General features: G+C 42.8%; 18 protein-coding genes and 3 pseudogenes. 15 read left to right on the top strand and 6 right to left on the bottom strand.

Going from position 1 to position 25,173, the window contains the following annotated elements; translation table 11 throughout:
• The first annotated feature begins 717 nt into the window (after nucleotides 1-717).
• The 10 genes from SVI_RS20780 (at nucleotide 718) to SVI_RS13410 (ending at nucleotide 13,716) form a co-directional block, all read left to right on the top strand.
• The gene (locus SVI_RS20780) at nucleotides 718-1,137 is read left to right on the top strand and encodes a response regulator (protein ID WP_049791103.1); all 420 of its coding nucleotides are present in this window, start codon (nucleotides 718-720) and stop codon (nucleotides 1,135-1,137) included.
• 1,163 nt (nucleotides 1,138-2,300) lie between these two features.
• On the top strand, nucleotides 2,301-3,164 hold the full coding sequence (locus SVI_RS13445) for an EAL domain-containing protein (protein WP_172634439.1): 864 nt from the start codon (nucleotides 2,301-2,303) through the stop codon (nucleotides 3,162-3,164).
• Nucleotides 3,165-3,558: 394 nt separating this feature from the next.
• Nucleotides 3,559-4,530: an IS1595 family transposase gene (locus tag SVI_RS13440; RefSeq protein WP_041419951.1), complete on the top strand. Its 972-nt coding sequence runs from the start codon at nucleotides 3,559-3,561 to the stop codon at nucleotides 4,528-4,530.
• 590 nt (nucleotides 4,531-5,120) lie between these two features.
• Nucleotides 5,121-5,681 (top strand): hypothetical protein, encoded by a 561-nt coding sequence (locus SVI_RS13435; protein ID WP_013052118.1) that lies wholly within the window; start codon nucleotides 5,121-5,123, stop codon nucleotides 5,679-5,681.
• 83 nt (nucleotides 5,682-5,764) lie between these two features.
• Nucleotides 5,765-6,274: a hypothetical protein gene (locus SVI_RS13430; RefSeq protein ID WP_041419950.1), complete on the top strand. Its 510-nt coding sequence runs from the start codon at nucleotides 5,765-5,767 to the stop codon at nucleotides 6,272-6,274.
• Between the two features lie 68 nt (nucleotides 6,275-6,342).
• Nucleotides 6,343-9,243, top strand: coding sequence for a CS1-pili formation C-terminal domain-containing protein (locus tag SVI_RS13425; protein WP_041419949.1), 2,901 nt, complete (start codon nucleotides 6,343-6,345; stop codon nucleotides 9,241-9,243).
• A 5-nt stretch (nucleotides 9,244-9,248) separates the two neighbouring features.
• On the top strand, nucleotides 9,249-9,953 hold the full coding sequence (locus SVI_RS13420) for a hypothetical protein (protein ID WP_041419948.1): 705 nt from the start codon (nucleotides 9,249-9,251) through the stop codon (nucleotides 9,951-9,953).
• Nucleotides 9,954-10,035: 82 nt separating this feature from the next.
• Nucleotides 10,036-11,079: a hypothetical protein gene (locus tag SVI_RS13415; RefSeq protein ID WP_157608705.1), complete on the top strand. Its 1,044-nt coding sequence runs from the start codon at nucleotides 10,036-10,038 to the stop codon at nucleotides 11,077-11,079.
• A 56-nt stretch (nucleotides 11,080-11,135) separates the two neighbouring features.
• Nucleotides 11,136-11,300 (top strand): hypothetical protein, encoded by a 165-nt coding sequence (locus SVI_RS21520; RefSeq protein WP_013052113.1) that lies wholly within the window; start codon nucleotides 11,136-11,138, stop codon nucleotides 11,298-11,300.
• A gap of 94 nt (nucleotides 11,301-11,394) precedes the next feature.
• Nucleotides 11,395-13,716 carry an Ig-like domain-containing protein gene (locus SVI_RS13410; protein ID WP_041419947.1) on the top strand — a complete coding sequence of 774 codons (2,322 nt, stop codon included), beginning with the start codon at nucleotides 11,395-11,397 and terminating at the stop codon, nucleotides 13,714-13,716.
• Nucleotides 13,717-13,839: 123 nt separating this feature from the next.
• Here SVI_RS13410 and SVI_RS21745 read toward each other — a convergent pair whose 3' ends face one another.
• Nucleotides 13,840-15,324 (bottom strand): reverse transcriptase domain-containing protein, encoded by a 1,485-nt coding sequence (locus tag SVI_RS21745; protein ID WP_013052111.1) that lies wholly within the window; start codon nucleotides 15,322-15,324, stop codon nucleotides 13,840-13,842.
• A 169-nt stretch (nucleotides 15,325-15,493) separates the two neighbouring features.
• On the opposite strand from SVI_RS21745, the gene SVI_RS13400 reads away from it, so the two are divergent.
• Nucleotides 15,494-16,576 (top strand): FKBP-type peptidyl-prolyl cis-trans isomerase N-terminal domain-containing protein, encoded by a 1,083-nt coding sequence (locus SVI_RS13400; protein ID WP_041419946.1) that lies wholly within the window; start codon nucleotides 15,494-15,496, stop codon nucleotides 16,574-16,576.
• A 520-nt stretch (nucleotides 16,577-17,096) separates the two neighbouring features.
• Here SVI_RS13400 and SVI_RS13395 read toward each other — a convergent pair.
• The gene (locus SVI_RS13395) at nucleotides 17,097-18,068 is read right to left on the bottom strand and encodes an IS1595-like element ISShvi1 family transposase (RefSeq protein ID WP_013052109.1); all 972 of its coding nucleotides are present in this window, start codon (nucleotides 18,066-18,068) and stop codon (nucleotides 17,097-17,099) included.
• Nucleotides 18,069-18,357: 289 nt separating this feature from the next.
• On the opposite strand from SVI_RS13395, the pseudogene SVI_RS21145 reads away from it, so the two are divergent.
• Both SVI_RS21145 and SVI_RS13385 read left to right on the top strand, forming a co-directional pair.
• Nucleotides 18,358-19,252: pseudogene (locus SVI_RS21145) on the top strand (IS5 family transposase).
• Between the two features lie 343 nt (nucleotides 19,253-19,595).
• Nucleotides 19,596-20,135 carry a hypothetical protein gene (locus tag SVI_RS13385; RefSeq protein ID WP_013052105.1) on the top strand — a complete coding sequence of 180 codons (540 nt, stop codon included), beginning with the start codon at nucleotides 19,596-19,598 and terminating at the stop codon, nucleotides 20,133-20,135.
• A gap of 175 nt (nucleotides 20,136-20,310) precedes the next feature.
• On the opposite strand, the pseudogene SVI_RS13380 reads toward SVI_RS13385, so the two are convergent.
• Nucleotides 20,311-20,439: pseudogene (locus SVI_RS13380) on the bottom strand (IS3 family transposase); the annotation flags it as partial.
• A 47-nt stretch (nucleotides 20,440-20,486) separates the two neighbouring features.
• Between SVI_RS13380 and SVI_RS21905 the strand changes: the two are divergent.
• A pseudogene (locus SVI_RS21905) lies at nucleotides 20,487-20,712 on the top strand (transposase); the annotation flags it as partial.
• Between the two features lie 346 nt (nucleotides 20,713-21,058).
• Here the strand turns inward: SVI_RS21905 and SVI_RS13375 are convergent.
• Nucleotides 21,059-21,586, bottom strand: coding sequence for a regulatory protein ToxS (locus SVI_RS13375; protein WP_041419945.1), 528 nt, complete (start codon nucleotides 21,584-21,586; stop codon nucleotides 21,059-21,061).
• Nucleotides 21,571-22,341, bottom strand: coding sequence for a winged helix-turn-helix domain-containing protein (locus tag SVI_RS20760; protein WP_013052102.1), 771 nt, complete (start codon nucleotides 22,339-22,341; stop codon nucleotides 21,571-21,573). The genes SVI_RS13375 and SVI_RS20760 overlap by 16 nt, the downstream gene beginning before the upstream one ends.
• A gap of 676 nt (nucleotides 22,342-23,017) precedes the next feature.
• On the opposite strand from SVI_RS20760, the gene SVI_RS13360 reads away from it, so the two are divergent.
• Nucleotides 23,018-23,377, top strand: coding sequence for a hypothetical protein (locus SVI_RS13360; RefSeq protein WP_013052100.1), 360 nt, complete (start codon nucleotides 23,018-23,020; stop codon nucleotides 23,375-23,377).
• A 202-nt stretch (nucleotides 23,378-23,579) separates the two neighbouring features.
• On the opposite strand, the gene SVI_RS13355 is transcribed toward SVI_RS13360, so the two are convergent.
• Nucleotides 23,580-24,869: an alpha/beta fold hydrolase gene (locus SVI_RS13355; protein WP_013052099.1), complete on the bottom strand. Its 1,290-nt coding sequence runs from the start codon at nucleotides 24,867-24,869 to the stop codon at nucleotides 23,580-23,582.
• Nucleotides 24,870-25,173: the final 304 nt, after the last annotated feature.

Here is a 25,173-nt window from a genome sequence, read left to right as displayed (position 1 = left end):
TGTATGAGACGACTTAGAAGTTGAAATACACAGCGCCTTTCACCTGAGAGTAGCACTGACTTTCCGTGGGTCCGGTGATAGTGACATTATAGATGATCAACATATACCAATCCCCCCAGAAAGGGCCATTAAAGGGGAATGTGCTTCCAACAAATAGATTGATGCCGCTGTGATTCAACATCCAGATAATGCATTTTGTATTTATGGATCATGGCTTATCACAACACAGGTAACGTAGCCCTTCAGATGTTCGGCTGTGCTTGATCAGAATAAAACCTGCCTAAATGACCAGTCTCCACTCCATTTTCCTCGTTATTATATGCGCGTCACTCTACGTTGGGTTGGTTTTAAGTGACTGATTTTCAAAGCTTCAAACGTAAAACTACATCGAGCACTTTTACATCTGATAACCCTAATAGTTCTTCAGTAATATAGAGTGAACTAGAAGGAGTAGCGAACATGAAAAATATCTTTTTGTATCGTGATTGAGAGTAACACAAGTTTGCAGCAAATTAATCATTCCACGCAAAGACGCCTAGAGCCGAAGTATTAACGTTAGCACTGACTATATGTTTAATATGTACATTTGAATCAATCGTATACATTGTATCGATAAAGCTAATTTAACATGATTCATATCTTTTTATTTTGGCGCAGGGGTGGGCGAGACTAGTATGTTGACCCTGGCAACATGAATTACAGTTGGAAATAGATAAAATGACAAAAAAGCGAATATTGATAGCGGATGATGATCCGATCTCAAGAAGGGTGAATAAGGATATTTTCAGCTCATTTGGCTTTGACGTTGATCTGGTGGTTAATGGTCGCGAGGCAATAGAGCGTTTTAAGACCTCAATACAAGAAAATGTCCCCTATGCGCTTATCTGTTTAGATATGGTCATGCCATTTTTCGACGGTACATACGCCTTAAATGAAATTAGACACATAGAAGCAAATGCTAATGACACAGATAAAGCGCCAATTCCCATTGCTATGATGACGTCTAAAGAAGGCAAAAGAAATAGAAGTAGTATTTTGAGTAAGCGAAGCCTATGCCATGCCTATTTATTCAAACCATTGTCCATAGACGTCATAGATGAATTACTGATTAAACTTAAGCTACAGGAACAGACTTAGATCTCGGTTGCTACTGACTTCAGGCTAAAAAGAGCGTTAAGCAGCTAAAGGCCTTTGAGTAAAGCGCCATTATAATCGATAGAGGTAGCGTTACTCATCGCCCAAAGAGGAGATAGCTGTAAGCCTTTTGTGTAAGGCTTTTGTATAAGGTTTTTGTTGTAATAATAGAGCTGTAAATTATGTGTATTTATTTTAGAGGCCATTATGTTTGAACATATCCTTAAACTTTATTGCCACAACTGCGATAAAGTCTTTTTTGGCTCGTCAGAGCAACGTATTTATACTTATCTTAAGTTTCAGGTGAGTTGCCCTTTTTGCATTGAAAATCAGCTTATTCCCAGTGATTACAGAGGGCGGCGTCATTTACTTCCCGTGAGTCGTTTAGGGATATATGAATGCAGTAGTCATATGTCACAGGTAAATCAAAATAACACCACACCGATAGAATATGGTTAGGTCTACATAGCTTTAGGATCTCCATTTTAGGGCGTAGTTGATCAAACCTCGCTATAGATGAAAAATCGAATTAAAGTCGTCCGTGGGAGTTTACGGCCTCAAAGGGCTAGAAGCCAAAAGGAATAAAGGGCGGCATAGCTAACCAGTGCTAAGACTGATGAAGTATAAAGGCGATGTTAACAGGCTAAAATAGAAGGCCTCAAACAGAATCTGCTACAGGGTCGAGAGGCTTTGATACTTTGGTATACAGCGCTATGTTGCAACTGACTTCGCTTCTTCACTCTTTGGCTGTTTAGAAACAGTTCGATGAATGCGTCGACAGGTAAGCCCCTCGTTTTCTAGACACTGTCGAGGTGCTTGGGTAACGTTAAAAGTCATGATGTATATCCAACAACAAAGTGTTTTTGCAAGGTGTTGTTTTTTGTTGGATATATTGTAGGTTTTTATTGGCGGAGGGGATTCAAGCTTGGTGGCATATAGTGATTAATTGAGTGTCTATTTTATTCCGCTAGCTTCTCATTTTTTGTCTGTGAGATTATTTTACCTTTTTTTATTTGCACTGTTTTGACACCTAAATACACTGGTGATTATGTTTACTTCTGATATGACGTTGCTTGGTTATTGAACGGCTTGGCGTACTAAGTAGACGACAAGTCGGTATGGTTATGGCTGGCATAATTTTAATTAGTGAGGATAAGATGGAAAGTATGAAGACTCTAAGTGAAGATACATTATTTGGTGAGTTATATCCCGTCTCCGATGGTGACACATTAGTACAAGCTGTGGTGCAGCCTGATGTGGAATATGATTTCAACTCTACCTATAGACTCATTGTAGATGGATTGGCGCGTAATGCATTTGTGCCTTTCCTGCAGCCTATCGTCGATAGTATCACCGGGAAAATTGTGGGTGCCGAGCTACTGGTACGTCTGTTGGCTGAAGATGCTAGCATCATACCACCTAAAGATTTTATCGGTGTTGCAGAGCAAACCGGTACCATTATCGAAATTACTGAGCAGATTTTGGATAAGGCCTTAGTGACGATAGCAAATGCCAGCAAGCTTACGAGAAATGAGCTGTATTTGAGTATTAATATAGTGCCAGCGCACCTGCAGAGTGATAGGTTGTTCGATTTTCTCATGCAGCGAATCCACATGGGGATTATTCGTCAGTCACAGATAAAGCTGGAGATCACCGAGCGGTTACCTATTGACGACTTACTTGGGGCTCGCATTTATCTACAGGCCTTCTATCGAATAGATATCCTTGCCAGCTTAGATGATGCCGGTACCGGCTATGGTTGCTTCCTCTACTTACAGGAGTTAGGCCTCAGCAGTTTAAAGATAGATAAGCAATTTATCGATACCATAGTCAATGACACATCGACTGCGGTGTTAAATGCGATTATCGCATTAGCTAACAGTTTAGGCCTAGACATCGTTGCTGAGGGGGTTGAGTCGATAGAGCAAAAAGATCACCTCCAAGCTTTAGGCGTCAATATCTGTCAAGGTTATCTCTTTGGGCAACCAATGAATACGGTTGCTTTCGTTGAATGGATCGAGTCTATCTAAATAACAGGCTTATTTTGTATTATCGCAATCGCCATCCACAGGTGCAGTCGATTATGGTATGCATTAAACGTTTTGAATATAAAAGAAAGCCATCGCTACAACTAACAGAATCTTCTTTAATTCTATTTTTCAGTAAGTCTAATAATGTATCCGTACCTGCTTGCTCCTGGCACTCATCAAACACTTGCTTGTTCCTATCTCTAGCAACAAGCATGCTTTCACCTTTAGCCCGCCCACTGAAGTTTTATCACCACCAGGTTTGTGGGCTTTACGTGTGAGTTGCCGACCCCCCTTCTATATACCTAAATAGTTTCTCGTGTTTTTTATAGGCGCTGTTGTAGGGAAATGTTGTCTATACTTAATGAGTGAGGCTAACTGATTGAGGGTAAAGGAAATGAAAGCAAAACTATTTGTGAGTAAACTTAACCAGCTAACCAAAGCACTTATCTCTATGACTCCAGCCCAGAGAGAGATTGTTCACCAGTCAATTCAAGCATTAGATTCAGAAATCTCTATCGATGAACTTATTCAGCCCCTTTTTGATGCGAAATCACAATGTCCACACTGCGATTCAACTCAGTTTAAAAAATGGGGCAAAGCAGGGGGAATACAAAGATACCGCTGTAATAACTGTAGTAAAACATTTAACAATAAGACTAAAACCCCGCTAGCGAGACTGCACAAGAGCCACATTTGGCAAGCGTATGCTCACTGTATGCAGTTAAGGTTAACACTGAGACAAGCCGCTAAAATCTGTGACATTAACCTTAAGACCGCTTTTTTATGGCGCCATCGATTTCTTCAGGCTCAAGCGGGTAAAAATGATGACAACTTATCGGGCATTATCGAAGTTGATGAATTCTTTCTCGCCTACTCAGAAAAAGGGAGTAAAACACTGAGTTACCGGCAAAAAGCCAGAAATCGAGGTGGTGATATTGATAAACGAACTAAGAAAGGACAAGTTGCGATACTACTTTCCATTGACCGCAGTAAACATATGATAGCGCCGATTTTATCTGCTGATACGTCTTCAGAGATAGCGATTAATCTGATAGACAATATAGAAGAAAACTCAGTACTTTGCAGTGACGGCTCACGGGCATATGTGAAGATAGCCGCACAGAAGGGATGTGACCATAAGCGTTTGATAAATAATAAAATCAGAGTGATGGAGAATATCTATCATATTCAGACAGTCAATGGTGCAATAGAAAATTTTAAGGCTTGGATAAACGGAAGTATGAAGGGTGTGGCAACAAAATATTTATCACATTATCTAGCCTGGTTTAAGGAAAACAGCGCAAAGCTAGATAAACAGAAAATACTGTTATCCGCTTATGGGAGACAACAGTATTATGGAACATAGCCTTTTTATAATATCTATAGACACTCAGCTTTAGCTTGATTGAGTAAGGCTAGTAATTGATGACGTCATTTGACTGCTGTTTTAACTGACATATCACAATGTCTAGATGTACCCATGTTGCCACTTTATCCAAAACCATATTGAGCGTTCAGATCATGCTAACGGCAAAAGGGAGGCTCAATTGACTCAATTAAGCCTCCATAGCTAAATAAGTAATGCTTAGCCGAACCTTAATAACATCTCAACATCACCGCTAGTATTTTTTAAGCTATAAAATCTGCTTGAAATTCACACGAGTATTTAACGTATACCGTTTTCCATGTAATTGCTGGTCTCTTATGAATAATTATGTTTTTTAACCTCTTGTTTTATATTGTTTTTCGTTCTTTGTTGTGAGTTGTTGTAATTGGTTCTAGATGGGCTTGATTGGTGGTGAAAGCTATTGCTATCTTGTTTAGGCCTTAGGGGAAACCGATATTTGCTATCAAGCATTTTCGGGGACAAACCTTAAGACAACCTAGGACAAACCTAGATATCAATTATAGGGGAACCGAATTTAGGAACCCCACAATTTAAGAGTTAAATATAATATGAAAACATTTACACGTAATGGACTGTCTGCTGCATTGTTAATCACAACTATGGCGGCTACGTTTGGTGCTTCTGCAGCTACTACGGATGAAGCTCAAGCCAGTCTACTTTGGAGAGGTGTAGTTCAAGTCAATGTTTCAACGACAGATATGATACTTACAGGTCTTAATAGCGCGACTGAAATCTCAAGCGGTTTCTTGAATAATGTAACATCTCATGCAACTTTTGGGTCTACTCCGATAATTGTAGAGGCCCATTCATATGATACTACTGATCCTAAAAACCCTCAGGTTGGTGGCTTGATGGCAAAAGATTCAGTTAACTGGGAAATTTTGGGTGGAGATATTTATGCACCAGGTACAACAGTGAGTTTAGCTGAAGTTCCTAAGTCAATGGAATTCTTCGTCGGCGGTGTGTCGAAGCCACAAAATGCGACTTTTACAGATGCTACGAATGCTCTATCAATTACAGTGTCTAACGCCACGCCAATCACTGATGAGATAGATACAAATACAGACATTCAAGTTAAAGCTATTATTTTGGCTTCAACTGTGGTTTAAAGTTTATTAAAAAGTGAGTGAGTAATATTTTGGTTGAGGTGGAGTTATTACTCCACCTCATTATAATAATTAATGAGCAAAACATGAAGTTTACTTTGTTGGCGTTAATTCTTTCTTGTTGGTCTGTCCAATCCAGCGAATTGATAACTTTTAATCCTAGTACCTCGATAGAGATGGTAAATTTTAGTGGATATAAAATCACGGATTTTTATATCACGCCGGATAATCGAATACTCACATTTGACCAAGATAACAGTAAATTTAACGATGAACGGTTTGATGTGGTTGTTAAGACAGATATCCCCAAAACCAAAGCATTTATGTACCAGGTAACGCTAGTTAAAAACATCTCTACCTGTAAGCCAATGTCTGGTAGCAGCGCACAAAAAATTGAAAATTTTATGACTCTACAACTCGATGGCAATGCGTTTACCGCGCCATTAAATTCGGTTGACGTGGACTCATTTCAGTATTCTGATAACGATAACTTCTTGTGGGATAAAAGGGTATTAATAATGTCCAGTGATACCATTGATAAAAGGGGTCTGAATTGTTCCGGAGAAGTCACACTAGTAATAGGTTTAAGCCTGTGATGTCCTATATAAATAAATCGAGTTTAATGACCATTTGCTTGGTATTCCCCGCTGCGTGTGGCATCCAAATGATCAGTGCATTATATAATCAAGCTGCTGCGGCTGAACAGAGCGTGCCTGCAGGTTTCAATGAGTTCTTCGTAAAAAAACCAGTGAAAGTTAACTTGATTTTCAATGATAAGCATATCTTAGTCTCTGGTTTGGGGACTGTTGAAACATTCTGGTTGGATCAAGCTGAGCAGAAAAAAGTGACTGAATTGATCTCTTCTGGAAATATCAATGCCAAGTTAGCTGCTGAGATAGCCAAAGATCTTATCCATGGAGTACAAAGCAGCCCAGACTGCAGTGGTAGAGCCTTGCAGTGTGAACTCAACCCTGAGAACGTGGATTATATCTATGGATTAGATAGCCAATTCGTTAAAGTTGTTGCAGCCGCCAATTTATACCAGCAAACAACCTCTGGTAAATATATATCACAAGAGAGAGGTAAGCCTGCATTAATAGTAACAAATTCGCTATATGCCAGTAAATATACAGATTCAGATTTTAGTTTTAACTACAGCAATGAATCGACATTGGGACTTGGGGCGGGTTATCTCTATGCCAATTTCGATGTGAGTAATAACAGTCATGATGTAAGTGATTCAGGTTTCAGTGTCCTAGATCTGAGTCTGGATGAACTCAGTTATAATTATTTATTTAACAACAATCGATTCAGAGTCGGTTATCTGAGCGATCGCAGCGATTATTACTGGAGCAGCACGGCATTTTTACAAGATGACTCCAGCCTATTCGCCACGGCAATAAGTTTCGGCTCGACCAGCGAATTACGTAAGAAAGATGAGGCCAGTGAGAGGCGGTTATATTTCTCATCACCGATCAATGGTCGTTACGAAATCCTGCGCGATAACAAAGTAATAGTCGGTGATAAGGTCAAAATTGGTCAAAATCATATTGTTTATTCCCGTCTACCAAACGGCATATATAACGTTAAAATCAAGTTGTACGGCGCCGATGGTGTGGTCAGTGACTTATCCATGAAAATCTATAACTTAACCAGTGCCTCTGAGGTAGGTACCTTAGACTATATGTTCACTCTGGGTAAGCTGGACGATCTGGACCTTAATCTCAATGAGCCCTATGGTGACACGGGTAATTATGATGACTCAGGCCGTTTTAGTGGTGACTTAGGCCTCAATACCGAGCGCTCTCGCTCTAAACTGGTCAACCAATTCCTTAGCCAAAAGATGGATATTTATCACCTTGATCCGCTGAGAGGGGATGTATTTCAGTCAAAGTTTACTGGTATTACAGCGCCGGAACTTGAGCTGGAAAATAGCTGGTTCTTCGAGTCAGATGTTAGCACTCAGCTTACCCAAGGTTTGCTCCTGGGACTGAGTTTTATGAATACCCGCGATGATTTCAATGCCAAACTGGCGGCCAGCTACCAGTTTAGCGATAACCTAGATACCAGAGCCTTGGTGAGCTTCTTCGATGATGCTAGCAAATACTACTCTTTCGGCGTGTCGTTCTATGGATTAAACCTGGATTACAGCCAATATAATTCCGCTACAGAATTAGATGCTGACGCACTTAGCTACTCACTGGCGGACTACAGGTATGGTCTGAGAAGCTATAAGAATGCCTCGATAAATTATAATAAGTCTTTGCTGGGCGGTAATTTCTATTTGACGGGCAATAAGGGCGAGCAGAGTAAGGTTTTCGATTCGGGTAAGCTATATGAATATTACAATGTGAATCTCGGCTATAACTATTTCTTCGATAACAGCATGTCTTTGGATGTGTCCTTGGGGATGGAGAGTGGCATGCCCTACAGCGACCTCTATTCGGTTGCGGTTAACGTTACTGTGCCTCTGGGCATGAATGGTCAGGCTAATTTTTCAGGCCGTCAATATGGCAACGATTTTTATAGCTATCGCACCGCCTACACCCAAGATAATATCATCAACAAGGATGGAATCACTGTCAATGGCGAGGTAGGCGCTACCATGGATGCTTACGATGGCGAATATTATGACGCGGCGCTGCACAGCAGTTATGACAGTGATAGTTTGTCCGCTGGACTGGATGTCAATACTGACTCCAATGGTCAGACTGGACTTTATGGCTCACTGCAATCGACGCAGATTTTCGATGGCGATAGCCTTTATTCAACCAGAGATGCGCAGCAGTCTTATATCATAGTTAACAACCACAAAGAGCTGGAGAGTAGCAAGAATGGCGATGAACTTTATGCTGTTGCTGTGCTCAAGAAAGATGGTGCAGGTACAGTGGGTATCCCGTTGAATGGGACGAGTAAGGTGATCGCCACTCCAAATTATCATGACTACTCGGTGGCTGTAGATACCGATGCTTCAGACTACAGTAATGGTGTGACCAGTTTTACCTCCGCGAGCAGCCGACCTGGACAAGTGATCGAGCTCGATAGCCAGTTATACCAGGTAGAGAATTACATTTCAGTATTTGAAGATCTCGAAGGTCAAACGGTTGCCGACGTTAAGTGTGTTGGTGAGGGCTGTGTCGCCATTGAAGAGGTTATCGATGGGGTCTACAAATTTAAAATTAAGGCGGGTTACCCTTATAAGTTAATTGCCAATAATCAGAGGTGTTACCTGCCGGAAAATCGCAGTGATGGCAATAACCTGGGGGAGAACTTCTGTATGCCTGAGTTTGTTGAAAACCAATATGGTATAGAGGTAGCAGAGTTTGCTAGTGGTAATAGCTTCTACTATGTCGGTAGTTTCAATGATACAGATGTTATCGATAGCTATTCACAAAAAATAATGGATTTAGATACCCATGTCATGTTGAAGAAACTTGGCAAGGTAACTCATGTATTTGTTAAATCAGATAAAAATTTAACTGCCGATCTATTTAATATGATCAGCGCCTTTAAACAATATGCCTTAGTCGACAAAGATACGCTTCCTTACGCTAAGGCGGAGTGATAAATATGTACCGTAAAATTAGTTTGTTCATGCTGGCTTCATTATTGTGCTCATCGGCTTCGGCGATCGGCTTGAGTAATATGTTTCTGGTAGCGAATGATTCGGGCTCGGGTCTGTATACCTTGTTCAATAATGATTCATCCAATTTATACATAAAGACTAAAGTACAGAAAGTCACCTTAGTCGATGGTGAATTTGTCGAAGAAGACTATACCCGGGAGAATTTTTTATCCTGGGACATCACTGTCAATCCAACTAAGGCGGTATTGCGGGGCCAGGAGGCCAAAGATTTCTCGGTGAAGACATTGTGCGGCGAACGCTGCGATCGCAGTAAAGACAGCTACTATCTGGTGTCGTTTATTCCAGTAGAGGGTGAGGAAGATATAGATAATCCTAAGATGAATTTCGTTTATGGCTTCAGCGCTTATTATGTGATCCCAGCTACCGAGTCTCATGTTGAATTAGATGCCAGCTTGTCTAACGATGTGGTTACGGTTAATAACACGGGCAACACTTTTGTCACAGCTATTATCGACAGGTGTAACTCTTTGGATAATGCCAAGGGATGTCGAACCGACTTTAAGGTGTTGGCCGGACGTAAGTTCACCTATAAGGTTCCGGCGTTATTACTGGGTGAGAAACTGGACATCGAGTTCTTAAATCACGATGAAACAGTCAGTCGAAAAGTGACACTCGTAGATGAAACATGATAGGGCAACAAGCCAGATACGCAGTGTTAAAACCATTATGGTGCAGTCAGTCTCAGGGTTATATTCGCAGATGAAACGAGTAATGAAAAGAGTGATATTGTTGTTGATACTCAGCCAGTGCCAGCTTGCACAAGCCGCTAGCCTTACCGGTGTCTTGGAGGTGGATCACGTCAATTGGCTCAATGGTAAGACCCAAGGCGAGTACATCACCACCAGTTATTGGCAGTTGGCACAGACCCAGCCGACCCGGTCTTGGGTTCCTGGCCTGTACGCCAAAGGGCAGGCGAAAGAGGTCGTACTCAGCCATGGTCAAGACAAGGTGACTACGGTTATCGACGTGTCGGGTTTGGAATATAAGCTTGGTTCTGCGGCGAGTAAGTTTGAACTCCAGCCTTTTGTGCTGGCATCGGTGCCCACGTGTGATACTCAGTCGAATTCGCAATCCAGTCTATTATTGGTGGGCAATAATCCACGTTGTATCGGCAAAGACAGCTATGTCACCAAGGATAAGCATCAATACACACCATTTCAGTTTTTTAGGCCGATTTTTAAATTGCCTAATATGGTCGCTGACTTCGCAAGTGCCAAGCTGCCTTCGGGGACCTATCACGGCAGCGTGACCGTTACGGCACAATACCTGTATGAGTCGGCTACGGGTAACCTGACTTATAGAAGCTTTCCCATATCGATTTCGTTTTCGATTCGTTATGTAAAGAGTAAGGTCACCAGTGTGATAGTAAATGGCAATGGTAATATGCCGGCCGTATACGACGTCGACAATAAAACCGTGTCTGGCACCACGGACTATCGCATTAATGTGAAAGGTGTCTTCAGCAACGGGGTGCAACTCACCTTCGCGCATAGCCCCGCAGGCCAAGACTTTAACCTAGAGTCAAACTTAGGTGATACCAAGATACCCTACTCAATTAAGTGCCCCCAGTGTAACGTCCCCAACGTCGTCGACAAGGGGAAGTTATCGCTAAATAATGGTACCACTAAGGTGCCGGGGAAAGGGGATTCCATCTCATTTTCATTGAAGGTCAGCTATGACAATATCGCGGCCAAAACTGTGGATACTCGTAGTTACAAAGATACTTTTACCGTGCTGTTTAAGCCTGTGCTATAGACCGGGCTTGCTCGATAACAATTTAGATATAAAGAACAAGATAGAAGGATTTTATAATGAAAAATCACATTTTGGTGTGCCTGCTGCCTTTTTGCACGTACGCCAATGCTTTTACAAATGACATGAGTAATGAATTTACCGATGACTATATTAAGCTGAGTCAGGGGGGGGCTTCTGCCTATCGAGATACTTTCACTATGCTGTTGCAGCCCATTCTATAGCCAATAGCTAACCGCTATAGCTATCTAGTTAAATTTGTTTATGCTTTGGGCTGAAACTTAGCTTAGGGCAAGGTGCGTGTTAAGGATTATGTTTATGTTAAGGGTTCAGTTTCAACCTTGGAGTTTATTTTTTTTACTGTCTTGCTGCCTGCTGTCCGGCTGTGGAAGTGATGATGCGGCCGATAAGCCAGTCTCCCCCGGCGGCGAAGTAGTTACAATTTTGCCACCGATTGCCAATGAGGCGTTAAATCAGGTACAGGTCTCATCAACAGCCGATGGCAAGGCTATTATAGACCTATCTCAGGTGGTGGTCGACCCACAGGGGTTGCCACTGCTTTTGGCATCTGTCAAGCCGTTAGACTCGGGCTCAGCATGCAGTAAGGCTGTTATCAATGAAGGTGGTTTGAGCTACACCATTGATAATAGTAGTGTTGATGTTTGCTACTATAACTATACCGTGCAAAATATACCTGATGACGAGCAGCAGGGCCTTAGCGCTAGCTCTACAAGTACCGTCGTGGTGTCTGAATATATACTCAGTGGCAAGTTACCCTTGATTGCCGAAACTACAGATATCGTAACCGATATTAACGTCGATCTAGTGGCCAAATTAGCCGGTGACTTTCCCGCCGGTTATCACCTGGATTATGACCTGCTGGTCATGGGCGATGGCACTGCCACGGCCGATAGCGCCGCTAATATTATTACCTACTCTCCCGTCGCCGCTGGCGTCACTCGAGTCATGTATTCACTGGTCAGCGACAGCGGTGAAGACGCCAAGGCCGGCACGGTCGATATCAGTGTCTCGGCGGCTGCCGATGCCATGCCAAGCGCCAAAAATTTTGAATTTACAACCGACATCAATCCGGGGGGGAAGGTGACCATAGACGTGACCAACACCGGTTATTGTGGCGGGGTATCTTGTATCAGTGATCCCGACGGCGATGCCTTGCAGCTCACCGATGTGTATGCCTACAATGCGGAGATACTCCCCACGCCCCACCAAGACCCAGCTGACACCTTGAGTAACACCAGCTTCGATTTTAGCGCCGAGCTGCCGGGAACCTATGATGTTAGTTATTACGTTAGCGATCATAATGCTGGTTTTGCCGTCGGGGTGGTGCGCATCAACGTAGTAGACAATAGCACCATACTTAAGGATTGGGATGACATCACACTGACCAGTAACCATGAGCTTTATACTGCCCCATGGCAGCAGGGCCAGGCCGACCAGATTCACCTCAGCTACCAACACCTCTATCAGGAGGATAACGCCAAAGGCTCTTACAGTATCCCCCTGTTTAGCTGGTTAAGCGCCGATGCTTTGTGTACAACTCGTGGCATGGCGCTACCCTCTCCCAATCAGGCGAAGAAACTCTATGATGATTTTAGCGCCCAAAGCGGCATTTCAGTCGCCAAAAACTGGCCTGTGCAGCGCGCGTACTGGACATCTGCATTAGACGGCGATAGCAATGCGAAGCAGTATGATTTTCAAACTGGCACACTATCGAGTGCTCAGAAAAATAATTCAGCCATCGCCACCTGTGTTGCCGTCGGCGTGCTCAGCGGTTTGTCGACAACCAAGAACCAGGCCTATATTCTGCCCAGTGACGACTATGGCAGTATCAAGGCGACGGTCACCCTTAGAGATGGGAGCCCAGCAGATGGACAAGTTGTTTATCTTTACTCCGATGCCGACACGCCACTTGTTTACGATCAAAATGTCGGTATCACCGATACCCAAGGTGAGCTCAGTGCCAATATAACGAGTACAAAGTCAGGCGATTACTGGGTGTATGCAAATTATCTGACTCAGACCAAGAAGACGCAGATAACCTTTATCGACAACCCACTGACACGGGTCTATTTCGAGCTCGAGCCTGAAAGGCTTGCCATGAAGATTGACGACCACACCAATGTGGCAATTAAAGCCAAGTACCTAAGCGGGACGGTCGTCGATATTACCGGCGTTGTCGACCTCACGTCTGACGACGACGCCATAGCGAGTGGCGGCAGCGACGGGTTAGTCATTGCGCACGACTCGGGCACCACGTTCCTGCGCGCGGAATACACCGACAACGGCTCAACCCAGAACGCGGCGTTGGAGGTTGTGGTCTTGGCGGGACCTAAGCCCGTTCGGTGGGCCAACCACATTGATGCAACTGCTGCGTGCGCGGGCTACGGAGGGTTGCCCAGCCGAGGATATAATTATAAGTATGTTGATGGTGGCGAGTTCGGCGGGGGAGTTGTTCAGAACGGGAACGCGTACTATTGGTCCAGCACACCAAGCACCCAGAATAATTGGGAGACGCTTACGCCGTCGACCGACAGGATGAAGCTCGAGAATTGGGGTTACGGAATGAATCAAGGTAGAGGTGCTAATTTCGTATGTATGGACAAGTTGGTGCAGTTGTAATGGGTCGGGCCGCGCAAGGGGCAACGTTTATGATGATCAGCGCCGCCACAGGTGTGGTTGTTCATAAAACTGGCGTTGTGTTGAGCTGGGTAGCTATCAGCTAGGTCGTTATGGGTTAAGGGCTCAATCAATCCCTCTATCCACGTGGTGAGTGCGTTGCCTGTTGAACGGACACGTCCGCGCACTCGTATGTTGACTGTGAGTCAGCGAGATGCAGTCGATGGCCGCATTCCAGCGTCTGCGGTAGGCGTCGAGTCTGGCTTGGGTACGAGATGGGTCCCAGCCTCGGCGCTGGGCCTCTCCATAGAGTTGGCGGCACTTTGACAGATGATTCTCGATTGCCCGCGGCGCGGGACCGAGTGCACCGCTTAGGTTAAACATCAAACCCATCCAGTCGAAGCATTTGCGTTTGCACATGTCGGCGGCTTTGTACATGTCGCCGACGCTGATGGGGCTTTTTTTGCGCTGTCGGGTGTGTTTGGAATGAAGGAGTGGAGTACCTTCATTCTCTGTTTGGTTTAATGTTTCTCTTCTGCCGAGCTGTCGTAAAATAGTTGCTTGTGTACCCTCTTGTTTGTCACCCGCAGTTTTTATCCGTCTAGACACTTTTTTGCTTCGTTCTGAGAGTCGATCGCTTGCTGGCTCAGCCGTGACACCACGGTGCGCATCTGGTGTTGCCGATGTGACTTGAGCACAGCTTTTCCCCTCATTGCGACCTAATTCATTCCGGTTTTCCACCTTGCTAGTCCCTATCCTGCCGATATAAGTCTTGTCCGGGTGCTGCTTGAAACCGAACTGGTTAAAAAACTGGTTCAATCGCTTTACCGCGCGCCGTAACTGCCAGCGGGTGCGGGTAAAGATGATGAAATCATCCATATAGCGGGCATAGTAGATATCGCCATCGGGTAACTGCGAGAGGCCATTGACACACGAGTCTTTACATTTTTGGCCAGTCGTTTTCATTGTTTGTTGCCTGCTGTCCATCAGGTTGGCAAAATATTTATCGATGCAGTAGAGCTGAAATCCAGCCAGCAGTGGGCTGAGTGGCGAGCCGCGACTGATCCCCTGTTTAGGGGTATAAAACTCGCCGCCATCTTCGACACTGTAGAATAGGTATTGGCCAATGAGGTTGAGGCTGGTTTTGCATGTGACGTATTGAGTCATCTGCTCTAACAGTTGGTGTTTGTTAATATTGGCATAATAGCCCTTGATGTCGGTGCGACAGACAAACTGGTAACGGCCGGAGCGCATCTGTTCATCGACATGGCGTAGCGAGCGCTTACCACCGCGATGTCCCGCCACATGTTCACATTTTGCGTGCACCGGCAATATGGTTGCTAATACTTGGGTCAGCATCTTAATCACTAGGGCATCCCGCGCCGACCAGAGTGCTATCCGCTCACCGTTCGCCTTGGTCACTAGGGTCAACGGCATGATGGTGTAACGATTGGTGCGCAACTCTTCGGTGAGCTTGGCCAGCTCGCGCTGTTTGTGATGCCGTAGGTGCCAGATATCTGCATTAGGCGGGTAGTGTTTGCGGCGATCGCAGAGCCAATGGTAAGCACCGGTTAGGTTGTCAGAGCAAGTGATTTCGGCAAGTAAGGACATTAGGCAGTCTGTGTCAGGTAGAAAGATCCACAATGTAGACTTGATGATCGCCGACTTTCTAGTAAGACATTATTAATTATTATGATTCATATTATTTTATTGGTCGTGGAGTCAAAGTATAAGTATTTTGTAAGGCTAAATACTTATACTTTTTTGGCTGGATAAACCTATGCCCTTACTATTACGTTGTTTTATTAATCCTCCACGCTACATCACTGCGTTTCGTGTCAGCGTTCTCGCTTTTACGGTGTCTGTGCTTGTCTGTGTCTATTGGTCATACTCGCCGCTGTTGTTAAGTTCAAGCTCCAGTGTTGAACATGCTATATCTGTCAACAAAAAACCAGTGGTTTACAGTGTGGGGGTGACCATGGGGCAGTTTATCGGTTCCCGTGCTGGGGCTAGTGAGCGACTGGGGCTAAAGATGGTTGATGCCGAACTTATTGAGGGCTTCAGAGATGGCGTGACACAGTCGTCGAAGCTAACAGACGTCGAAATACAAGCCTTGCTTGCGGACTATGATAAGGCGGTGCAATGGTTATCGTCTACGGCGACTGCTTCTGCTAAACACAGTTTAACCGCACAAGAAGAGCTGCATTTAAAGGATGTTGGCTATGCTATAGGTGTGAGTAAGGGGGCGTTTTTACAGCTACAGCTTGTGAGTTATCGTCAACTCGGGTTTGAGTTTGATGCTAGCGAACTGATTGCTGGCTTTAAGGATGGATTGAATCATGATCTAGCCTTGAGTCAAACTGAAGTAACAGATTTGCTGGTCGAGTTCGATGTATGGGTAAAAAGTCGCGAGCAAGAGCGTGCAGCCGTTACCGCTAGGCAGCGCACTGCTGCCGGTGAGATATTTATAGACCAGTTTAGCCATAAAGTTGGGGTTGTGACGACACCAGACGGGGTGAGTTATCAGGTGTTATCACCGGTTGCTGATACCGGGGGAAAACCGACAATGGGCGATACGGTTATCGTGGACTATCATGGCAGGTTAATTGATGGTAACGAATTTGTCTCGGGGGCCAAAACGCAGCTCAAATTAGCCGAAGTGATCCCTGGGTTGGCTGATGGGCTACAACAGATGAACATAGGAAGTACAGTGCGTGTGGTGATCCCCGCAGCACTTGGTTTTGGGGATGTGAGCACTGAACTCGTTCCGTCACATTCTGTGCTCATTTTCGATGTGACACTATTGTCTATCGTGCCTGATAACAACAAGGGTTGTAATTCCTCTACTTGTCTTGGGGATTAAATAAGCTGCTGGTTTCCGACTAGAACGGTATGGTTTTAATTGCTGTACTGGACATTTCATTAATGAAATGTCCAGTATTAAAAGTTCAGTATGAAAAGTAACATTGCTTATCGTTGTATGTTGGCCACAGACTGTTTTATTTGCTCGCTTCAGTGACAACAGTTTCATTTTGTTTCATTGGTGTATCGATGCTCATTATTTTATAAAAGGCGAGCAAGATAACCTATTCTGCATAAATGAAAGCGTTATTAGCGCTGGGGACTTGTACATATTAAATCGTTCAGTCTATAAATAAGTGCTCAACTGCCGAGCTTGATTGGCAGCATTGAGTAGGATTAAGGCGAAACATTGATTGAGGCAATTAAATCGGTGTTGTTATTGTATCGTTTAGAAACACTGACATATCTAATCTATTTAAGTGACATAAGCCACTCCGCCATCTTCTCATCGATGCCTTTCACTAGGCTTGTATTATCAATTAATCAGCTGCTCAAATATTTGAATAATCGTCTATGTTTGGCTATGTTCCATAATGCTGTTGTCTCCCATAAGCGGATAACAGTATTTGCTGTTTATCTAGCTTTGCGCTGTTTTCCTTAAACCAGGCTAGATAATGTGATAAATATTTTGTTGCCACACCCTTCATACTTCCGTTTATCCAAGCCTTAAAATTTGCTATTGCACCATTGACTGTCTGAATATGATAGATATTCTCCATCACTCTGATTTTATTATTTATCAAACGCTTATGGTCACATCCCTTCTGTGCGGCTATCTTCACATATGCCCATGAGCCGTCGCTGCAAAGTACTGAGTTTTCTTCTATATTGTCTATCAGATTAATCGCTATCTCTGAAGACGTATTAGCAGATAAAATCGGCGCTATCATATGTTTACTGCGATCAATGGAAAGCAGTATCGCAACTTGTCCTTTCTTAGTTCGTTTATCAATATTACCACCTCGATTTCTGGCTTTTTGCCGATAACTCAGTGTTTTACTCCCTTTTTCTGAGTAGGCGAGAAAGAATTCATCAACTTCGATAATGCCCGATAATTTGTCATCATTTTTACCCGCTTGAGCCTGAAGAAATCGATGGCGCCATAAAAAAGCGGTCTTAAGGTTAATGTCACAGATTTTAGCGGCTTGTCTCAGTGTTAACCTTAACTGCATACAGTGAGCATACGCTTGCCAAATGTGGCTCTTGTGCAGTCTCGCTAGCGGGGTTTTAGTCTTATTGTTAAATGTTTTACTACAGTTATTGCAGCGGTATCTTTGTATTCCCCCAGCTTTGCCCCATTTTTTGAACTGACTAGAATCGCAGTGTGGACATTGCGATTTCGCATCAAAAAGGGGCTGAATAAGTTCATCGATAGAGATTTCTGAATCTAAAGCTTGAATTGACTGGTGAACAATCTCTCTCTGGGCTGGAGTCATAGAGATAAGTGCTTTGGTTAGCTGGTTAAGTTTACTCACAAATAGTTTTGCTTTCATTTCCTTTACCCTCAATCATTAAGTATAGACAACATTTCCCTACAACAGCGCCATATATTTGCGTTGGTAGTTCATTAGTTGGCTATAAATCAATAAGTGTAGTGATGACAGATATCCGGTGGGTAAGTGCTCCTATTTAACCGCTTTTTCTACCCTTATGCTATTTCCAGATAACAATCGCAGTGATTAAAATCAAACCTGTGTAGGAGGGCCTTGTTTCCTAAATCGATTGTATCTTTTGCTGTTTATGTGATCTGATGTTTCCAATGTGCTAATTGGAAACATCAAGATGGGTAAAATGACCAATTGGTCTCAGTACAACAAGGCATTGATCAATCGAGGCTCCTTGACCTTTTGGATTGATGAGCAAGCCATTCGCTCTTGGTGCTGCTCTGAACAACACGGTTGCCGTGGTCGCGGGTATATTTACTCTGATGTTGCTATTGAAACTGCATTGGTTGTTAAAGGTGTATGCAACTTATCACTGCGAGCACTAGAAGCTTTCACACCCTCAGTTTTCCAGCTTATGGATGTGCCACTAACTCTCCAAGCTATAGCTGCATTAGTAAACGTGCCAAGACCGTAAATATCAAATATCGCTCGCAGAGTCGTGGCGCAGTGGCACATGTCGTGATTGATTCAACGGGTCTAAAAGTTTACGGCGAGGGAGAATGGAAGACTCGAAAACATGGTAAAGAGAAGCGTCGTACTTGGCGTAAGTTACACCTTGCAGTAGATTCGAATACGCATGAAGTCGTGGCAGCAGAAGTCTCTCTGATTAACGTTGCCGATAATGAAGTGTTACCCGCATTGCTTAGTCCATTGAGAAGAGAGAGTAAACAGGTTTCTGCTGATGGTGCATACGACACCAAGGCGTGTCACCAACTCCTTCAGTGTAAAAGTGGTAAATCCACCAAGAAGCGTGCTGGATGTTGGGAGGATGGGCATTCTCGAAACTAGGCTGTGAGAGCACTTAAGAATAATGAATTAGCGCAATGGAAGAAGGAAAATGACTATCACTTACGGTCACTATCTGAAACAGCGATGTACCGATATAAGCAACTGATTAGTCCGAAACTTAGCCTGCGAGATTATAGTGCTCAAATTGGTGAAGCGCTGGCAGGTGTAAAGGCCATCAACAAAGTCATAAGACTAGAATGCCAGTGAGGAAACAGACTGCCTAGTTAGCTCAACCCCTTAAGTATGTGCGTCGATAGCGAAGATTTGATCAACAACGCCTGTCTGGGATGTGAAGTATTTAATCGAATAATGACCACACGTTAGTAAATCGCTGGTGATAAAAGAGTCATTGGGGCGCACGTACATTTAGAGAGGAATCACCGCATTAGGCAATTAATGATCTGGAATTTATTTGCAATTATGAAAACTTATGAATGATTAGCCTGTGATGTTGAACTTGCGCATTATATGTTTATTATCCTTCCTGAATGGTATTTCTGGCTTTATTATTTATCGCCTTAATACCTTCTTATATTTTATATTTAAAACTTATTAATAAGGTTTACAATGAAAAAATTAAACATAATAGCGTGCTCTCTATTGTCTATTGTTAGCTTGTCTTCATTTGCCGACAGCTTAACATATGATCGAGATATTCAAGATGGGAACATAGTGTATACATATAATCAGGATGGTAATGGTGAATACGCTGAGAACTATGACTCTTCCAACAAAGTTTATCAATACATCCCAAGATTAAGAGGTTGGGTAATGGGACCACAGGCTAATCAAGCTGGCATGACCAATACCGAGTATTGTGTTTCTCAAGGTGCTTACCACCCGCCAAAGATAGATGAAATAGACAATTTAAATACATTATTAAATAATAATGATTCCTTTGCTATCAGTGTTGCGGAGAGTTTAAATGTAGATCGGATTGGGGGGTCAATAAGCCTAACTCAAGATTTCCAGCAGGATGAAACTCATAGCTGGGCGATAGTACATTCCGAAGAATTATCTCTAGGGATAGACCATAACTACTTTGTCTATAAAGATAAACCTGATTACGAAAACTCTGCGACATTATATATATGTGTTCCAAATTAATATAATTCATAAGAAGTAAGTCAAGCCAATAGCTCTTACCCAGTTCATTTAATGTGTAGCTATTGTCTTGTTATACCAAGTAGCTTGCAAGCACGGCTTAAGCGAATTATTTTCTGCTTTTGAAGGCTTCTCGCTTCTTGGCTAAGTACTTTTTTCTCTGACCTGCCTTCAGTGGTTGAGTCCAATTCATCTTACCGTGTTTTCTTAGCTGGGTAAGCACTGTTGAACGACCTTGGATGCCGTAGATGCTTTGAGCTTGTTTATAGGTCATAACGCCTTTTTCAACGGCTGCTACAACCTGCAATTTAAAGCCTAATGAATAATCTCGTTGGGCCTTGTTTCCTTAATCGATTGACCTTTGGGATTGATGAGCAAGCCATTAGCTCTTGGTGTTGCTCTGATCATCACGGTCACCGTGGTATATTTACTCTGATGTAGCTATTGAAACTGCGCCTTTTGTTAAAGGTGTATGCAACTTATTTCTGCGAGCACTAGAAGGTTTCACACCCTCAGTTTTCCAGCTTATGGATGTGCCACTAACTCTCCAAGTTATAGCTGCATTAGTAAACGTGCCAAAGGTGATGGGTAAGTTCGTTAGATAAAACAACGAGCTTGGCTATGCTTCCCTTGAGCTACGCGAGTTACCTCTACCGATAACCGTCTTGGGTTAATGATTTGTTCTGATCAATTTGTGTCGAGGTTTATCAAGGGGACTCAACAATGAAGAGTGTCTAGATTCAAGTGCTGCAAGCCAATAATGGATGACGCATGCACAGATGGAAGAACCAATGCATTGATGTGGGGCTATGGGGTAAATAATCATCCCAGATAGTGCCGTTTTTTAAGTTGAGCGAACTCATTATATGATGGTAAATTAACGTTAAGGGAGTTCCCTCCCTTAACGTTAAGCACTTGCTTGGTACTTAGAACTTATTTAATTGGGTTAATGTTTGACTGATATTAGTTAATACTAAAGTGTCCTCACCATAAAAATGCATGGTGTGATTCTGGTTAAATTGTCGCCTAATCAAGTTCTTCAAGATCTGTAAGCCGACATACTCCTCATGATACTGATGTTCATCAACGGGTTTCATTTCGATGATGTTTAGCGTTGATAGGTTAAGCACCCCATCGACGATATTCCATAGACCGTTAACTTTGATGTTATATTCAAAATCTTGGCCGGTGTCCGCATAGTTTGTGGTGACGTTTATTTCGGCGGAAAACTGATCATTTGGGTAAAAGTGTACTCGTCCGTGCCACTGAGTTTGTTTAATGTCTACATTCAGGAATGAATCGGAGTGATTGATGTACAGCTTCTTGTCGAATGACCAGCTCGTATCGACGAACTGCTGAGCATCACTTAACTTGTTTTGTAGTAGATTCAATAAGATTGAAAAAGCGATGAAACTCACAATCAATGGCATTTTCTTTCTTATTTCAGAAAACATTTGTTTTCTCCTGGTGCAATGTCTCTGTTTAGTATTGTGACCAATGTCTCGTTATTTCCATGTGTTAGCGGCACTAAGGTCAGCGATTTATTTTCTTTGGAAAAAATCAGTATCGTATCTATCTGAGTGGGGGAATGCGTGAGGAAAGCGCGCACGCATTTTTCAATCTGAGAGGTTAGTCTTTTGTCGACCGGATTGTGCTGTAACTGTAAGAAATTGACCCCATCAATTTTTATCTCGGTCCAAGGCGTGGTTGCACTCTGTAGCGAGGTATCAAAAGAGTTTATTGAGAAGGCCACATTCAGCGCGACGGCCAGTACTGCAGCGATTGCAACCTGCATCAAGATAGATTTTTTACTGGGCATGTTGGGATTGATGGCTTCTGCTTCTGTTTGCGACAACCTTTTTACGCTAACGCCTGGTGAAAGCGAGTAACCTAACTTGGGTAAGGTCTTAATGATTGCCTGCACTTTTGCATCGTCATTGAGCTGTTTTCTTATCTGTGAAATCGTCTGGTTAACGCTGGTTTCATCGACCACTAATCCACGCTTCTTCCATACCTCGTGTAATATTTGCTCGCGAGTTACTGGTTTACCCTGATGTTTAATCAGGAGGGTCAGTAGTCTAGATTCATTTAGCCCTAGCTCAACAACCATTTTTCCGCGACTGGCCTTAGCTGTGAGTGTATGTGTTTGTGTGTTAAAGAGATATTTATTTGCAATATCAAAAATATCTAGTTCTGCTTGATTATCCAATTAAAAATCCATAATGATATATTCGTTAACTCAATTTTTATTGTATCATAATCTCTTGTTTTTTTTGTTCTTTTTACTTTTAGCGACGAAAGAAAGAGTAACATTAGTTTAGTTATCTCTAGCGATTAATTTAAGTAATGTATGCTTAAGCATAAAACTATCATGATTACTGGTTATATCTATCTGCTTTTATCTGTTTGGGTGTATTATCTATTTTTATGTTTATTTTATGTATTTATTTTCCTTTGTTATTCGGTGGTTAGGTCGGCTGTGTTGATTTTTAATAAATGATTATGATTTGTCCCTTCTAGGGGCTGTTCAGTGTGGTTTCACCGCGATGAACCCCTTAAAATATTCACTAATGGTTAACTTTAAACAGTCCGAATTAATCGGTGTACTTCAGTTACGTATTAGGAATGACATATGTCTGATATAAAAAATGATAGATGCTTCTTTTATTGGGACAATAAACTCGTAGAAAGACATGTGAGTAAGAAATATATTTCGGAAAAGCTGAATAAGAATAGGCAGGTAAGACGTTGCATAGAAGATTTACACTTCTTGCAAGAAATTAAACAGCAATCCAGTTTCGACTTGAGTCTTAATTCCGAAGTATTAAAAAGTTATTTTAATACTATTTATAAATTAATTATTTTTTGTAAAATGCGGATCTAATATGTGTGTTTTAAGCTGTGATTTTTTATCTTTAGTTAACCTAAATAGTGTCACTAACACTATCCAGCCCGAATTGTTTTTCTGTGACTATAGCTGTCAGCCTTGTGTCGAAGTGAGTGAAAGAAAGCATGTTGCCAATAGTTCTAAGGAGGTTGAGGGTATTCCTGAGTTTGTACGTGAACAAGAACAAGAGTCAGCACTAGCTATAAGTGCTGATTTTCAGTTTTTTCATGATACAAAATATATGCTCAGCTTGGATTTCAACTCTACAATTCTCTGGTCAGGACGAGGAATGATGCCTCATCAAATTTCAGAGGAAATAAAGGCGGGTGGAATTACCCTAGAAGACATTGCTTTATGAGCATTAGTGAGCTTATCTTTGTGAGTTTTTTGGTGCTAGAGGTAGATCTAGAGCTGAATGAATATCCTTCCGTTATTGAATAACGGGAGGATATTTCGAAAGGCAGGCTAATTGAAAACTATGAAAACTATGAAATCTTGATCCAGTGCATTTCACGTATCAAGTGACAGGCACAATCGAATTGCTCCTGCTTCGCTGGGAATTAACGCAGCTGTTCACCTCTATTAAGTGCTATCAGCCTATCAAGAATATGCTCGCCATCCATACGGATGCCGTTGTGTTCATACTCTGAAGTGAGCCAATACTTTAATTCACCCACTCGCTTAGCGGTTTCCAGGCTGTAATTCATCTCGACAAACATATCTTCGCTGTAGATGGCTGCGGCGACGGGCACCTGATTGTGCGCCAGCGTGTCTAAATCATATAGCTGTGACCAATCAGATTTTTCCGCGAGTAAGTTGGCGGCATGTTTGAGTGGCTTAAGATTAGTGAACTGCTCGAAAAACCAGGGATAGACCATCTCGCCGGTAAACAAGAAAGGCTTGCCTGCTTCATAGTTGAATTGATTAAATTGACTACGAACTCGCTGAGCCGACCAATTGGAGGCGCTACTTTGACAATAAATACTCTCGTGGAGTAAGGCAAAGATAGGGTTGGTGTTGAAATCGAGCTGCTGGCAGAATTGTGCCAGAAACAGAGGGTTAACCTGAGTTCCTGACTCGGTTTCGATAAGTGCCTGTTCAAGAAGGTAGTATACCGATTCAGGGCCTTGCTCCATGCCTATGTTAAGCCCGAGTAGTTGTAGCATCTCGACGGTTAATCGTTCACCCGTGGCGATACGAACCTCATGCTTACTGACGTGTTCTGCTAGCCGAGTGATAAGGGTTTGCGCATCGCTGAAGCGCTTAAAGAAGTCTTGGTTTTTCGCTAATACTCGCTTATAGGTCGCTTGATACACTTCATCGGCGTGACGGGTCAGTGATGGAATACCGCCTGTGATATAGGCTTCTTTTAATCCATGTGGCGCGTCGTTTAAGTATTTCAGTACACAGAAACCACCGAAGCTTTGGCCTAAGATGCTCCACTTTTCATTAGGGCATAGTTGAGCTCGAATCGCTTCGGCATCACGGATGATATTATCGGCGCGAAAGTGTGTCAGGTACTGGGCCTGCTCTTCTGAGTTAATATGATTCAGGCTCAGGTAACTCACTGGGCTAGAGAGACCCGTGCCTCGCTGATCTAATAGTAATACCCTGAACTCTTTAAGGGCACGCTTAATCCAGCCTCCATTGGCAGCGGGGCGAATCGCCCCAAACCCTGGTCCACCTTGAAAAAATACCAGATAAGGTAGCGATTTACCTTGGTTCTCGGGTGAAACAAGTTCTCGAGCGAATACCTTGATCTGCTCGCCTTCGGGTTTTGCATAATCTAAAGGGAGTGAGAAGCTGTGCTTTATGGCTTTTAATCCTGCAAAGGTTAAGTCAGATTTCATGGCGGCCTTATACAATAGAGTTAGAATTGATACTGATTATGTCTCTCACGATAACGTGAGCAGAAGCTTATTATTGCCAAATTGTATACAAAACCATTGCGGATACAAAGCTTAAAAATTGCAGAAGTGATTAAGCATGGTCTGCATAAATAGATCTGGATCAATTTATGCGTATGCCCAAGTCAGAAAAGAGTGAACTTGGCTTAACCTTAATTTATTATATATAGAGCACTTATAAAGAATGTCAGTTCCCAATAACTAGGCTTCTTATAAAAGAGTCGCTTTTAAAATCCTCGAAATAGAC

It is taken from the genome of Shewanella violacea DSS12 (genome assembly GCF_000091325.1).
GTDB lineage: Bacteria > Pseudomonadota > Gammaproteobacteria > Enterobacterales > Shewanellaceae > Shewanella > Shewanella violacea.
This window is presented reverse-complemented; position numbering and strand designations above follow the sequence as displayed.

What these genes read in the sequence shown, in the direction of transcription:
- SVI_RS21745 (WP_013052111.1), bottom strand. Translation starts at nt 15,324, where the DNA reads ATGTCCTTACTTGCCGAAATCACTTGCTCTGACAACCTAACCGGTGCT.
- SVI_RS13385 (WP_013052105.1), top strand. Translation starts at nt 19,596, where the DNA reads ATGAAAAAATTAAACATAATAGCGTGCTCTCTATTGTCTATTGTTAGC.
- SVI_RS13395 (WP_013052109.1), bottom strand. Translation starts at nt 18,068, where the DNA reads ATGAAAGCAAAACTATTTGTGAGTAAACTTAACCAGCTAACCAAAGCA.
- SVI_RS13360 (WP_013052100.1), top strand. Translation starts at nt 23,018, where the DNA reads ATGTGTGTTTTAAGCTGTGATTTTTTATCTTTAGTTAACCTAAATAGT.
- SVI_RS13375 (WP_041419945.1), bottom strand. Translation starts at nt 21,586, where the DNA reads ATGTTTTCTGAAATAAGAAAGAAAATGCCATTGATTGTGAGTTTCATC.
- SVI_RS13355 (WP_013052099.1), bottom strand. Translation starts at nt 24,869, where the DNA reads ATGAAATCTGACTTAACCTTTGCAGGATTAAAAGCCATAAAGCACAGC.
- SVI_RS13435 (WP_013052118.1), top strand. Translation starts at nt 5,121, where the DNA reads ATGAAAACATTTACACGTAATGGACTGTCTGCTGCATTGTTAATCACA.
- SVI_RS13420 (WP_041419948.1), top strand. Translation starts at nt 9,249, where the DNA reads ATGTACCGTAAAATTAGTTTGTTCATGCTGGCTTCATTATTGTGCTCA.
- SVI_RS21520 (WP_013052113.1), top strand. Translation starts at nt 11,136, where the DNA reads ATGAAAAATCACATTTTGGTGTGCCTGCTGCCTTTTTGCACGTACGCC.
- SVI_RS13400 (WP_041419946.1), top strand. Translation starts at nt 15,494, where the DNA reads ATGCCCTTACTATTACGTTGTTTTATTAATCCTCCACGCTACATCACT.
- SVI_RS13410 (WP_041419947.1), top strand. Translation starts at nt 11,395, where the DNA reads ATGTTAAGGGTTCAGTTTCAACCTTGGAGTTTATTTTTTTTACTGTCT.
- SVI_RS13445 (WP_172634439.1), top strand. Translation starts at nt 2,301, where the DNA reads ATGAAGACTCTAAGTGAAGATACATTATTTGGTGAGTTATATCCCGTC.
- SVI_RS13425 (WP_041419949.1), top strand. Translation starts at nt 6,343, where the DNA reads ATGATCAGTGCATTATATAATCAAGCTGCTGCGGCTGAACAGAGCGTG.
- SVI_RS13415 (WP_157608705.1), top strand. Translation starts at nt 10,036, where the DNA reads ATGAAAAGAGTGATATTGTTGTTGATACTCAGCCAGTGCCAGCTTGCA.
- SVI_RS13440 (WP_041419951.1), top strand. Translation starts at nt 3,559, where the DNA reads ATGAAAGCAAAACTATTTGTGAGTAAACTTAACCAGCTAACCAAAGCA.
- SVI_RS13430 (WP_041419950.1), top strand. Translation starts at nt 5,765, where the DNA reads ATGAAGTTTACTTTGTTGGCGTTAATTCTTTCTTGTTGGTCTGTCCAA.
- SVI_RS20780 (WP_049791103.1), top strand. Translation starts at nt 718, where the DNA reads ATGACAAAAAAGCGAATATTGATAGCGGATGATGATCCGATCTCAAGA.